This is a genomic window from Elusimicrobiota bacterium (assembly GCA_026388095.1).
Taxonomy (GTDB): Bacteria; Elusimicrobiota; Elusimicrobia; order UBA1565; family UBA9628; genus UBA9628.
Window position 1 is genome coordinate 34373 of record JAPLKL010000069.1, and the last position, 11881, is coordinate 46253.

The following is an 11881-nucleotide window of genomic DNA, read 5'->3' on the forward strand; positions in this document are numbered from 1 at the left end:
CATGCCCGCCCCGACCAACGCTCCAGCCAAGACCTTCCGCTACGTCCCGGGCCCCAAATCCAAAGCCCTCTGCGACGAGGAATCCAAGCACATCGCGCCCGGCCTGCAGACCATCGCGCTCTACTCCCAGATCGCCCTGGAGAGCGGCCATGGCCGGCACCTGCGCGACCTCGACGGCAAGGAATACCTGGATTTCGTGGCCGGCATCGGCGTGGCCTCCTTGGGCTACTCCCACCCGGAGTACGTGCGCATCGTCTCCGAGCAGCTCCAGAAGATATCGGTGGGCAGCTTCACCACGCCGCACCGGGCCAACTTCGTCAAGACCCTGGCCACGGTGACCCCCAAGGGTCTCGACCGCATCCAGCTCTACTCCTCGGGCGCCGAAGCCGTCGAGGCCGCGGTGCGCCTGGCCAAGAGCCGCACCAAGAAATACGAGCTCATGGGCTTCTGGGGCGGCTTCCACGGCAAGACCGGCGGCATCCTGCCGGTGCTGGGCGACAGCTTCAAGCACGAGCTCGGCCCCCTGATGCCGGGCCTCTACCTCACCCCCTACCCCAACCAGGACCACTGCCCGTTCGGGACCAAGGGCGAGCACGACTGCGCCGCCCACTGCCTGGACTTCATGCGCGAGACGATCAAGCGCTCCACGGCCGGGGCCTTGGCCGCGGTCATCGTGGAGCCCATCCAGGGCACGGCCGGCAACGTCATCCCCGCCCGGGGCTGGCTCAAGGGCCTGCGCGCGCTGACCAAGGAGCTGGGCGCGCTGCTCATCTCGGATGAGATGATCACGGGCTTCGGCCGCACCGGCACGATGTGGGGCTGCGACAACGAGCAGGTCATCCCGGACATCATGACCGTGGGCAAAGGGCTGGGGGGCGGCTTCCCGGTCTCCGGGGTCATCACCTCCACCGAGATCTCGCAGTCCAAGCCCTGGGGCAACCCCAGCGGCTCCTCGTCGAGCTACGGCGGCAATCCCTTCGCCTCCGCGGCCTGCGACGCGGCCCTGCAGATCATCCTCAAAGAGAAGCTGGTGGACAATTCCCGCAAGATGGGAGAGCTCCTGCTCGCCCGGCTCGCGGAGCTCAAGGCCAAGAGCCCCCTCATCGGCCTGGCGCGCGGACGGGGCCTCATGATCGGCGTGGAGCTCGTCAACCCCAAGACCCGCAAGCCTCTCGAGGGAGCCCTCTGCCGCGAGCTCTTCGAGGAGTGCCTGACCCGGGGACTGCTGACCATGTCCTACAACCCCATGCTGCGCATCAACCCGCCGCTGACCATCACCAAGGACGAGGTGGAGCACGGCGTCGCGGTGTTCGGCGACGCTTTGGCCGCACTGGCCGGGCGCCACGGGCTGGCCTAGCTAGGACGAGATGGAAAAACTCAAGGGGGCGCTGGTCGGCTACGGGGCGGTGGCGCACAACGCCCACGCCCCCGCCCTGCGCGGCCGTTCGGATCTGGCCATCGCCGCGGTCGCGGACGCCGACCCGGAGCGTCTGCGCCTGGCCGAGGAGTCCTTCCCGGGAGCGCGGCCCTACCCCAGCCTCGAGGCCCTGCTCGAATCCGAGACCAACCTGGATTTCCTGGACTTGGCCACGCCGCCCTGGCTGCACGGCCGGCAGGTCCTCAGCGCGCTGGAGCGGGGCCTGCACGTGCTCTGCGAGAAGCCCCTGACCCTCGACACCACCGAATTCCGGCGCGTCGCCGAGACCGCGCGGCGCCGGGACCGCGCGGTCTTCACCGTGCACAACTGGGGCTGCGCGCCCATCTGGGCCAAGGCCGCGGCCCTCTCGGCCGAGGGCGCCTTGGGCGAGATCCGCCACGCCGAGCTCCACGCCGTGCGCACCAAGCCCTCCGTCGCCGCGGGCCCCGGCGACTGGCGCACCGACGCCAACTTGGCCGGAGGCGGCATCCTGGTGGACCACGGCTGGCACAACCTCTACCTCCTCAAGCGGGTCCTCTTCCCCGGCCTGGACGCGCCCGGGCCGGTGGAGACAGCGGCATTCTTCCATCGGCCGGCGCCCACGGCGGCGGAGAGCGAGGCCACCGTCTTCTACCGCTTCCCCGCGGCCACGGCCCTGCTGCATCTGACCTGGCGGGGGACCTTCCGCTCCAACTGGGCCGTCTTCCATGGCACGCGGGCCGTCCTGGAGATGCGCGACGACCATCTGCTGCTCCGCCAGGGAGCGCAGGAAGAGCAGCGCCTCGATTTCCCCGAGAAGCTCTCCGCCGGCTCGGCCCACCCGGAGTGGTTCGCCTCCCTCTTGCCCGACTTCTGCGCCGAGATGCGGGACCCCGCGCGGCGCGGCCGCAACCTCGCGGAGGCCGGCTTCGTGCTGGACCTCATCCGCCGGGCCTACGACGGCGGGCGCAAGCCACGCGCCGCGGAGGCGGTCCATCCGTAAGGGCGCTTCGGCCATGCTCAGCGACGCGATCCTCTGGGTCTCCAATCCGTCCCTCCTGTCCCACCGTGTCGGCGGCATGACCGTCCTGGAGCGCCAACTCCACACCCTGAGCCGGGCCGGCCTGCGCCGAGTGTGGGTCTCCGCCGATCAGGTGACGAAAGCCGCCGCCGGGCTAAGGCGCCCCGCGGGCCTGGAGGTCTTCTGGATCAGCCGCAGTATCGGCGGCGCGGCGCCGCAGTGCCAGCCTCCCTATGTGGTGGTTTCCGGCAGCCATTTCCTCCGGGTCGAGACCCTCGCCCACATCGTCTGCCATCCGGGCGACGCCCACACGGCCTACCTCGACGACCGCCAAGCCTCCGTGGTCCAAGTCGTGCCGACCCGGGACGACGCCGCCGCACCCTGCCGCAACCAGCCGCTGCCAGCGGGCGCCAGCATATCCCTGCAGCATCCCATCCAGGACGCCCTCACCGTGGAATGGCTGTTGGCCACGGGGACCAAGAGCCAGGACGGGTTCATGGCGCGCCACTTCGATCGCCACATCTCTTTGGGCATCTCCCGCTCGCTTCTGGAGACCGCGATCTCGCCCAACATGATGACGATCCTGAGCAGCCTGGTCGGCCTGCTGGGAACGTCTTTCTTCCTCTTCCACACCTGGGGCGCCCACATGGCCGGCGCGGCCCTGGTCTGGCTGCACTCCGTCCTGGACGGCTGCGACGGCGAGCTCGCCCGCATCCGCTTCCAGGAGAGCCCCCTGGGCGCGGACATCGACTTCTGGGGCGACAACCTCGTGCACGTGTCCCTGTTCGGCTGCCTGGCCGTGGGCTTCGCCCGCTCCGACCAGAGCGTCCTGCCGCTGCTGGCCGGGCTGACCGCCACGGTCGGCATACTCGGCTCCGCGAGTCTGGTGTACCGCCAGCGGCTGGCGCGCCGCCAGCTCCCTGCGGAATCACCGCCGAAGAACCTCGACTCTTTGCTCGCGCGCGTGGAGACCATCCTGGAGCAGCGCGATTTCATATACGTGCTCCTGGTCCTGGCCTATTTCAATCCCGACCTGTGCTGCACTTACGCTTTCATGTGGGCCGGCGCCGTCGGGGTCACGCTCTTCTTCGCCATGACGCTCTACATCGGGAGGCTCAATCGTGAACAAGCATTCCAACCGCATCGCGCCGGCTAAAGGCCGGCTCGGAGTCCTGCTGCCCGGGATGGGCGCCATCACCAGCACCGTCATCGCCGGCCTTCTGCTGGCCCGCAAAGGCAAGGGCCGCCTCATCGGGTCCCTGACCCAGATGCAGACCATCCGCCTGGGCAAGCGCTACGAGCACCGCGCCCCCCTCATCAAGGATTTCATCCCCCTGGCCCAACTCTCCGACCTGGTCTTCGGCGGCTGGGACCTGTTCCCGGACAACACCTACGAGGCCGCCCTGAAGGCCGGCGTCCTGGACCGCTGGACCATCGACCCCGTGCGCAAGGATATGGAAGCCATCCGTCCCATGACCGCGGTCTGGGACCCCGCCTACCTGAAGAACCTGAAGGCCACCCATTTCAAGAAGGGCCGCTCCAAGTGGGACCTGGCCCAGCAGCTCATGGCCGACATCCAGAAGTTCCAGAAGAGCACCGGGGCGACGCGCCTGGTCATGCTCTGGTGCGGCTCGACCGAGATCCTGCCGGCCCCGTCGCCGGTCCACGAGTCCCTCGCCGCCTTCGAGAAGGGCTTGCGCGAGAGCCATCCGGCCATCCCGCCCTCCATGATCTACGCCTACGCCGCGCTCAAGCTGGGCATCCCCTACGGCAACGGGGCGCCCAACCTCTCCGTGGACGTCCCGGCCATGACGGAGCTCGCCGAGAAGACCGGCACGCCCATCATGGGCAAGGACTTCAAGACCGGGCAGACCCTCATGAAGACCACCATCGCGCCCATGCTCAAGGCCCGGATGCTGGCCTTGCGCGGCTGGTATTCGACGAACATCCTGGGCAACCGCGACGGCGAGGTGCTCGACGACCCGGGCTCCTTCAAGACCAAGGAGAAGAGCAAGATGTCGGTGCTGGACACGATCCTGGAGCCCAAGCTCTACCCGCAGCTCTACGGCAAGTTCCACCACAAGGTGCGCATCGACTATTACCCGCCGCGAGGCGACGCCAAGGAAGGCTGGGACAACATCGACATCGCGGGCTGGCTGGACATGCCCATGCAGATCAAGATCAACTTCCTCTGCCGGGACAGCATACTCGCCGCCCCCATCGTCCTGGACCTGGTCCTGTTCCTGGACTTGGCCAAACGCGCCGGCCTCAAGGGCATCCAGGAGTGGCTGTCCTTCTACTTCAAGTCCCCCCAGTGCCGGCCGGACTTGGACCCCGAGCACGATATCTTCATCCAGCACCTCAAGCTCAAGAATACGCTGCGCCTGCTGATGGATGAGGAGGTCCTCGACCACTCCGGCCTGGACTACTACGACCCGGAAAAGGGCCTGCCCACGCCCGCGCCGGCCGCCAAGCCTCTGCCCAAGAGCGCGGCCAAGGCCAAGCCGCGGTCACCGGTCCTGCACTAGCCTTACGAGCGGGCGAGCGATGGCTCGCCCGCAACCGCCCCGCGAAGCGGGGCGGCAGGACCCCATTCGCCGGTTTCTCTTATTTTATAAGGTCATTTTCCACAGAAGTAGCTGTTATTCTCGAAAGTTATGATTTCTCTATAAGCGCCCTGGTTTTCGATTTTGTATACTCTCTGGGCGTGAAAAGGGTCTTCATGACAACCCTCCTGGCCGGGGTCCTGGCGTCTCCCGCGATCGGCGAGGAGGTCGCTTCTTCCACGGCAACCCCGGCCGCGGCGCCGGTCTCCACCACCAGCGTCTCCATCCCTGTCTCCACCGGCAGCGTCGCGGTAGCCCTGAGCACGCCCCCCGCTTCGGTCTCGCTGTCGTCGGCATCGGTCACGGCGACAACCTCGACGGTCGTCCTGCCCGGCCTATCGACCGGGGCCGCTCCCGGGGCTTGGACAGCGACGGCGCCCGGCTCCGCCGGCCCGGTCCCCAGGCCGTGGGTCCTCGGCGAGATCGCCGTGGAAGGCAACAAGAACGTCAAGCCCGGGGTGGTGCGCTCCCAGGTGAAAGCCCGCAAAGGCAACCTCTACGACCGCCCGGACCTCGACCGGGACGTGCAGACGCTGCTCGGCATGGGCAATTTCGAGCGCGTGGCCGCGGACGTCACGCTCACGGACAAGCCGGTGCCCGCCCATTTCGCCAAGGTGGCCGGGACCGACCGCATGGTGCGTCTGACCTTCATGGTCAAGGAAAAGCCGCTGGTCAAAAAGATCAAGTTCAACGGGAACAAGAAGCTCTCGCGCTCCGCTCTCGACGACGCCACGACTCTCAAGGCCAAGGACCCGTTGGACGACGCCAAACTGCGCGACGACCTCGAGAAGATCCTCGCCAAATACCACGAGAAGGGCTTCCTCGACGCGGCCGCGCGCTACGAAATCAAGCGCGACACCGCCGCCCAGCAGGCCTCGATCGACTGGTTCATCACGGAGGGGGCGAAGTCCCACATCGAACTGGTCACGATCAGCGGAGTGAAGGCCTATAAGCCCAAGAAGCTCCTCAAACTCATGAAGAACCGGACCAAGGGGTGGTTCCGCGCCGGCGTCTTCACCGAGAAGGATCTTCCCGAGGATGTCCGGAAGATCTCCGATTACTACCACAACCACGGCTATCTGGACGTCTCCGTCAGCACCCCGGACGTCAAGGTCAGCACGGATAAGACCCGCATCTTCATCGCGCTGGACCTCATCGAGGGCCGGGCCTACAAGTTCGGGGACACCACCTTCTCCGGGAACATCATCTTCACGTCCACCGAGCTCGTCAAAGCCTTGGAATTCCGGCGCGGACGCGTGTTCAATCAGGAGAAATTCGACGCCTCGGTGCGGGCCATCCAGGAACTCTACGCGGACAAAGGCCGCCTGCGCGCCCGCCTGACGCCCGTCAAAAGCCTCAATGAGAAGACCGACCTGATGGACGTGTCCGTAGGCATCGTGGAAGGCGACATCGTCTACATCGACCATGTCGACGTCGAGGGCAACAAGGCCACCAGGTCCTACGTGCTCAAGCGCGAGGTCACGATCAAGCCCGGGCAGTCCTTCTCGCTCTCACGCATCCGCAAGAGCCGGGAACGCATCATGAACCTGGGCTTCATCGACGACGTGGACGTGGACATCCAGCCCACCCCGGACCCGAACAAGGTTGACCTCGCCTTCGACGTCACGGAGGGCAAGCCCGGCATGCTGACCGCCGGCGCGGCCTACTCCTCCATCGACGGGCTCATCGGGACGCTCTCCCTGCAGCACATGAACCTCTTCGGCCGGGCTCAGCGCGCCTCCTTGCAGTGGTCGTTCGGCAAGCGAGTCCAGGACTATTCGGCCAGCTGGATGACGCCCTGGGTCAAGGACAAACCCATCAGCCTCGGCCTCGACGCATTCAACACCCGCCGCATCAGCCCCTACTCCACGAGCCTCTCCGCCTATATCCAGAGGCGGACCGGCGGCACCATCAGGCTGGGGCCGCGCTTCCAGGAAGACAAGTACCACCTGAACCTGACCTACACCCTATCCAAGGTCTCCATAGAGAACGTGGAGAGCGCCTTCCTGGGCACGCTCAGCCCCGGCACCAGCATCTACTCCTCCCTGACCGCCGAGCTCGCCCGGGACACGCGCGACAACATCTGGGATCCCACGCACGGCACGCGGCACGCCATCGGCGTGGCTCTCACGGGCGGACCGCTCATGGGGGATGTGCACTTCCTCAAGCCGTGGCTGACCGACGCGGCCTACTGGACCCCCTTCACGGTGGGCGACGAGGATTGGCCGATCGTGCTGGGCGCCTCGAACCGCGCTTCCTACGTCAGCCAGTTCGGGGAGACCAAGGAAGTCCCGGTCTTCGAGCGCTTCTTCATCGGCGGGCAGGACACCTTGCGCGGCTACAACGCGACGGGCGAGGCGGGCTTCCCCACCGGGGGCAAGGTCTACGACATCTTCAACATCGAGCTGGGAGTTCCCCTGGCCCGCGAGCACAAGAAGAGCATCGTCAAGCTCGTGGGCTTCTTCGACATGGGCGGCTCCTGGGACCGCATCCGGGACATCAGCGCGCGCATCGGCCCGGACCTGCGCGACCTCAAGACCGACGCCGGCATCGGGATCCGCTTCGTCACTCCGGCCTTCCCCATCCGCCTGGACTGGGGCTATGGCTTCAATCACCGTCCGGGCGAAAGACTCTACCAGATCAACTTCGGAATGGGGAACCTCTTCTGATGAAAACACGATTGCTGGCCGCTGCCGTGCTCCTGGGCCTGTCCTGGCCCGTCCGGGTGGGAGCCATCGAACTCTCGCTGGAGGAGAACAAGGCCGAGCGCGGCAACATCGGCTACGTGGACACCCAGCGGATCTTCAAGCTCTTCCCCGAGACCCTAAAAGCCAAGGAGAACTTCGAGGAGGCCGTGCGCCAGGCCGAGGACCAGGTCAACCTGCGCAAAGCCGAGGCCCTGCGCCTGCGCAAGGAGCTCGACGCCCTCAAGGTCGAGCGCGAGGTCCTGGCGAGATCCACGCCCATGGCCCCCGCGGCGCCCCCGCCCGTCTCCACCCACGCGGCGGCCGCCGTCCCGGCCGTCATCTCCGCCGCCGCAGCCGCCATGCCGGTCGTCGCTTCCACGGCCGCAGCCGCCGTCCCTATCGTCAAGTCCACCGCGGCGGCCGCCGCCCCGATCGTGCTGTCCACCGCCGCCGCAGCCCAGCCCCTGATCATCAATCTTCCCGGCGCCACCACCGGACCGGTGGTGGTCGCGCCGCCGGCCGGGCCCCCGGCTGCTCCGGCGCCGACGATCACGACCGCCGCAGTCTTGCCCGTTGCCCCGCTTGCCGCCGCTCCGCTCGTGTCAACGGCCGCCGCGCTGGCCGCGCTCGATGAGAAGATCGCGCAGAAGACGCGCGAGTTCGAGCGCAAGCAAGCCCAGGCCCGGGACGAGCAGGAATCCGCCGAGAAGAACCTTTTGGACCTGGAAAGCCGAAAATCCGAGATCCTGCTGGGCAAGATCTACAAGGCCGTGCAGGAAGTCGCCCGCCGGGAGGGTGTCAGCGTCGTCGTGGACAAGACCGGCATCCTCTACGGCCACAATGCCGTTGACCTGACGGAGAAGGTCCTCAAGTACCTCAAGGGAGGCTAGGTGGGAATCAACGAAGCGACGACCCTCACGTTGGGACAGACCGCAGCCGAGATCGCCGAGCTCGTGGGCGGCGAGCTCCAAGGCGAGGCCGGCCTCATGATCACCGGGATCAAAGGCCTTCATGAGGCCGGGCCGCAGGACCTCTCTTATCTGGACTTGGCCCACGCGAAGTACCTGGCCGCCGCGGCCGCGACCAAGGCCGGGTGCGTGCTCCTGCCCGCCGCGAACCGTCAGATCGCCTGTCCCACCCAGGCCCGGATCTACGTCCCGGACACCCAGTACGCGGTCACTTTGGTCCTGGACCTCCTCGCCTCCCGCAGGTCCAAAGCCCCGGTCGGCATAGACCCGAGGGCGCAAGTCCACTCCGAGGCCCGTCTCGGCGCCGGCGTCTCGGTGGGCCCCTTCACCGTCATCGAGCGCGGGGCCGGCATCGGCGACGGGGCCGTCATCGCCGCCCAGTGCTACATCGGGGAGAACGCCCGGATCGGGAGCTCCTCCCGCCTCTACCCTCAGGTCACGGTGCGGGAAGACTGCGTCATCGGAGACCGCTGCATCCTCCATGCCGGCGTGGTCGTCGGGGCCGACGGCTACGGCTTCCACACCGACCGCAAGACCGGCCGGCACCGCAAGATCCAGCAGTTGGGCAACGTGGTGGTCCAGGACGACGTGGAGATCGGCGCCAACACCACGCTGGACCGCGGCAAGCTTCCCAGCGACTCCACCACGATCGGGGCCGGCACCAAGATCGATAATCTTGTGCAGATCGGCCACAACTGCAGGATCGGCCGGGGTTGCCTCATCGTGGCCCAGGTCGGCATCGCAGGCTCCACGACGATCGGCGACTTCGTCGTCCTGGGGGGACAGGTCGGCATCGCAGGCCACCTGCGCATCGGCGACGGCGTCCAGATCGGCGCCCAGAGCGGCATCATGACGGACGTGGCGCCAGGGCAGATCCTCTTCGGCTATCCGGCCCGGCCGCACCGGGAGGCCTTCAAGCTCCAGGCCCTCTACGCCAAGCTCCCCGAGATGCACGCGGCCCTGCGCGAACTGCGCCGCAAGCTCGGAATCGGGACGGATGGTCCCGCTCAAAAACCGGAGGCATGACATGACCCTGAACCCCAGACAGACGACGCTCAGAGAAGAGACGACCCTCAAAGGCGTCGGCCTGCACACCGGCAACCGCTCTCAGATCACCTTCCGCCCGGCTCCGGCCAACGCCGGATTGCGGTTCTTCCGGACCGACCTGCCCGGCATGCCCATGATCCCCGCGCGCCTCGAATTCGTGATCACCACGGTGCGGGGCACGAACCTGGGCCTGGGCGAGGCGAAAGTGCACACGGTCGAGCACGTCCTCTCCGCCTGCACGGGCGTGGGCCTGGACAACGCCGACATCCTGGTCTCGGCCAACGAGCCCCCCATCCTCGACGGCTCCGCGCTGCCCTTCGTCCAGGCGCTGCGCAAGGCCGGGCTCGCGGACCTCGCCGCGCCCCGGCGCGGGCAGCGCATCCCGGGAGAGGTCGTCTACGCCGACGGCGCCGCCCGCTACCGCGCCGTGCCGGCGCCGGACTTCGCCATCACCGCCACGCTCATCCACGACCATCCCCTGATGCCCCGGATGACCCAGACCATCCGTCTCGACGCGCAGACCTACCTCTCCGAGGTGGCCCCGGCCCGGACCTTCTGCTTCGAGCACGAGGTGGCCTTCCTGCGCTCCCAGGGACTGGCCCAGGGCGGGTCCCTGGACAACGCCATCGTCATCGGCAAGGACAAGTTCCACACCAACGGCGAGGGCCTGCGCTTCCCCGACGAGTTCGTCCGCCACAAGATGCTGGACCTCGTCGGAGACCTCACCCTCATCGGACGGCCGCTGTTCAAGATGCACATCGAGGCGCAGTGCCTGGGACACGCGCACAACGTGGAGTTCGCCAAGCGCCTCGCCGCCGCCGCCGCTTCCCTGCGGCGCAAATCCGTGTCCGTGGAGGCCTGAATGCACGAAGAGAGGACCGAACCGAAGGACCTGCCCCCCATCGTCAAGACGATGGACATCAAGGCCATCCGCAAGGCCATCCCCCACCGCTACCCCTTCCTGCTCGTCGACAAGGTCGAGCTCCTGGAGGGCGGCAAACTGGTCATCGGGACCAAGTGCGTCAGCGGCAACGAGCCCTTCTTCGCGGGGCATTTTCCCGAGCACCCGGTCATGCCGGGAGTCCTCATCATGGAGGCCATGGCCCAGACCGCCGCGGCCATGGTCCTCTCCCGGCCGGATTTCGCCGGCAGGCTCGCCTATTTCATGGGCATCGACGAGGCCAAGTTCCGCCTGCCCGTATTCCCCGGCAGCGTGCTGAGGATGCACCTGGAGGCCCAGCGCATGGGGCGCATCGGCAAGTTCCGCGGCGACGCCTACGTGGACGGCAAGCTCGCGGCCGAAGCCACGCTGACCTTCGCCGTGGTCGACAAGGAGGCCTGATGAGCATCCATGCGACGGCTGTCGTACACCCCACCGCCAAGCTCGATCCGAGCGTCGAGGTGGGCCCCCACGCCGTCATCGGTCCCGAGACCGTGATCGGGCCGGGTTGCCTCATCGGCCCGCACTGCGTCGTGGAGTACGCGACCTTGGGCCGCGAGAACCGCCTGGTGGCCTCCTGCTTCGTGGGCGGCCCGCCGCAGGACCTCCATTACAAGGGCGAGCCCACGCGCCTGGTCATGGGCGACCGCAACATCGTGCGCGAAGGCGTGACCTTGAACCGCGGCACGACGGCCACCAACGAGACGCGCATCGGCTCCGGCTGCCTGTTCATGGCCCTCTCGCACGTGGCGCATGACTGCCGGGTCGGCAACAACGTCATCATGGCCAACGCCACCGGCCTGGCCGGCCACGTGCAGATCGCCGACGGCGCCATCCTCTCGACGATGATCGGGGTCCACCAATTCACGCGCATCGGCCGCCTGGTCATGGTCAGCGCGGGCTCCATGATCGGCAAGGACATCCCGCCCTTCTGCGTGGCCCAAGGCGACCGGGCTCATCTGCGCGGACTCAACATCATCGGCTTGCGGCGGGCGGGCTTCACCCCCGCCGTCATCCGGGCGCTGAAGAACGCCTACGTCGACCTGTTCCAGCCCGGCCTGCGCCTGGAGGAGGCCGCGGCGAAGCTGCGCGCCTCCAACCCCGGCCCCGAAGTCACGGAATTCCTGGACTTCATCTCCCAGGGCAAACGCGGCATCACGCGGCCCAAGGCGGGCGCGGTCGAAGAAGAGGAGGCCGCGGTCTGAGCGACCCCATC

General features: G+C 67.5%; 10 protein-coding genes. All 10 read left to right on the forward strand.

Going from position 1 to position 11881, the window contains the following annotated elements:
- Position 1: 1 nt before the first annotated feature.
- The 10 genes from NTY77_17480 to lpxA all read left to right on the forward strand — a co-directional run bounded on the left by NTY77_17480 (position 2) and on the right by lpxA (position 11870).
- A complete protein-coding gene (locus tag NTY77_17480; GenBank protein MCX5797286.1) occupies positions 2 to 1357 on the forward strand; it encodes an aspartate aminotransferase family protein in 1356 nt (451 codons plus the stop codon).
- A 10-nt stretch (positions 1358 to 1367) separates the two neighbouring features.
- On the forward strand, positions 1368 to 2399 hold the full coding sequence (locus tag NTY77_17485) for a Gfo/Idh/MocA family oxidoreductase (GenBank protein ID MCX5797287.1): 1032 nt from the start codon (positions 1368 to 1370) through the stop codon (positions 2397 to 2399).
- A 13-nt stretch (positions 2400 to 2412) separates the two neighbouring features.
- Positions 2413 to 3573 (forward strand): CDP-alcohol phosphatidyltransferase family protein, encoded by a 1161-nt coding sequence (locus NTY77_17490; GenBank protein ID MCX5797288.1) that lies wholly within the window; start codon positions 2413 to 2415, stop codon positions 3571 to 3573.
- A complete protein-coding gene (locus tag NTY77_17495; GenBank protein MCX5797289.1) occupies positions 3536 to 4945 on the forward strand; it encodes an inositol-3-phosphate synthase in 1410 nt (469 codons plus the stop codon). Before NTY77_17490 ends, NTY77_17495 begins: the two co-directional genes overlap by 38 nt.
- 179 nt (positions 4946 to 5124) lie before the next feature.
- On the forward strand, positions 5125 to 7692 hold the full coding sequence (bamA, locus tag NTY77_17500; protein MCX5797290.1) for an outer membrane protein assembly factor BamA: 2568 nt from the start codon (positions 5125 to 5127) through the stop codon (positions 7690 to 7692).
- Entirely contained in the window at positions 7692 to 8600 is a 909-nt protein-coding gene (locus NTY77_17505) for an OmpH family outer membrane protein (GenBank protein MCX5797291.1), read from the forward strand. Before bamA ends, NTY77_17505 begins: the two co-directional genes overlap by 1 nt.
- On the forward strand, positions 8601 to 9704 hold the full coding sequence (gene lpxD / locus NTY77_17510; GenBank protein MCX5797292.1) for a UDP-3-O-(3-hydroxymyristoyl)glucosamine N-acyltransferase: 1104 nt from the start codon (positions 8601 to 8603) through the stop codon (positions 9702 to 9704).
- A gap of 1 nt (position 9705) precedes the next feature.
- Positions 9706 to 10587, forward strand: coding sequence for a UDP-3-O-acyl-N-acetylglucosamine deacetylase (gene lpxC, locus NTY77_17515; GenBank protein ID MCX5797293.1), 882 nt, complete (start codon positions 9706 to 9708; stop codon positions 10585 to 10587).
- On the forward strand, positions 10588 to 11067 hold the full coding sequence (gene fabZ / locus NTY77_17520; protein ID MCX5797294.1) for a 3-hydroxyacyl-ACP dehydratase FabZ: 480 nt from the start codon (positions 10588 to 10590) through the stop codon (positions 11065 to 11067). It begins immediately after the preceding gene.
- Positions 11064 to 11870, forward strand: a complete 807-nt coding sequence (lpxA, locus tag NTY77_17525; GenBank protein MCX5797295.1) for an acyl-ACP--UDP-N-acetylglucosamine O-acyltransferase — start codon at positions 11064 to 11066, stop codon at positions 11868 to 11870. The genes fabZ and lpxA overlap by 4 nt, the downstream gene beginning before the upstream one ends.
- The last annotated feature ends 11 nt before the right edge of the window (positions 11871 to 11881 follow it).